Origin of the sequence: Caballeronia arationis (genome assembly GCF_001544975.2) — a bacterium.
In the GTDB taxonomy this organism is placed as follows: Bacteria; Pseudomonadota; Gammaproteobacteria; order Burkholderiales; family Burkholderiaceae; genus Caballeronia; species Caballeronia arationis.
Genome location: NZ_FCOG02000477.1, coordinates 1 through 1,147, shown reverse-complemented (window position 1 = coordinate 1,147; position 1,147 = coordinate 1). Strand labels below are relative to the sequence as shown.

General features: G+C 61.8%; 1 protein-coding gene and 1 pseudogene. One reads left to right on the top strand and one right to left on the bottom strand.

The features are described from left to right. Positions 1–761, bottom strand: a 761-nt coding sequence (locus AWB81_RS43310) for an alkaline phosphatase family protein (protein ID WP_327373562.1), incomplete at its 3' end; no start/stop codon positions are given. Between the two features lie 174 nt (positions 762–935). Here AWB81_RS43310 and AWB81_RS43305 point away from each other — a divergent pair. Then, positions 936–1,147: pseudogene (locus tag AWB81_RS43305) on the top strand (hypothetical protein); the annotation flags it as partial.

The following is a 1,147-nucleotide window of genomic DNA, read 5'->3' as shown; positions in this document are numbered from 1 at the left end:
GCGGTCAACGAGCCATCGCCGAGTTGGGACAGAAGGGCATCCATCCCGACAAAGCGGCTGAGTTGATTCTGCATGCCGTAGATGGCCCGGCTTTGCGCAACGTCGCCCTGCACAATGAGCCAATCCGTGGGGCGCATTTTCGAAAATACGGTACCGTTGGGGAAGTTGAAGATGGGCGCGTTGAGAATCACCGCCTCGAGAACCTGCGCGTCACTAGGCGAGTGGTCGAGACCCGAAGAAGTCCCAGCGACCGAAAAGAATCGATTCGGCCAAGTGGGGCCGGGCATCGACGCATACCAGTTGTCGCAAACGCCGAACTCGCGGGCGAGAAAATTCAAGACGGGCAGTTGGTCGGGCGTGAAAGCACTGAAGGCATCGGCGACCGCGTCGTCATGGTCTTCGTACGTGGCGGCAAAGCCGGTGGTCGAGGGGTCCACGGCCAGCGGGGGGTAGCCGGAGGCGCCGAGCACCAGCGTGTCGTTCCTGACAGCGTCGGCACTCGCGACGGCGAGGCCACACAATTGCACAGCGATGTCGGAAAACTCGTGCCCCGGGTCAAAGCCCAGCGCGTAGGGTGAGCCGTGGCCTAGTTGATAAGAGGCGCCAGTTCTGCCGAAATTGATAATTGGCTGAGCGGGCAATCCGATGGCGTTTGTCGCACCGCCGCCGGGCGATGTGCCAGTGAAATTCGACAGACCAAAGATGGTGTCGTAGGAGCGGTTCTCGAGCATGAGAACGAAGACGTGCCGTATTTGCGACATCGTGGCCCCTTGAAAAGGCTAACGAGGCTCCGCCTCAGACCGACGAGTGGTACGGGTGACTGCGGAGCGCTGGCGGTGTAAGGTGGCTCCGGCCGAGCCGGCTGGGACGTGCCCAGCGATGTACGAGCTCGAAGCTCAATGGGTGCAAGGACCCGTGGACGACCGGAGCCAGTGATGACGTTATCACAGAGTGTGTGCGAAGTTCTGCGGGCTCACGTCGTGCTCGAGAGCGAGTGCATCGATCGGATGTACCTGAACGTGTACGTGCCACAGTTGCAGCGCGTGGGCGGCGTAGTGTGGTACCTGCGGGGGCATCTCGGTCAGCGCTTCGCCTCGACCGCGACCGTGGCGCCCAAGACCGTGGCCTTCGTGGCAAGCATCGAGAA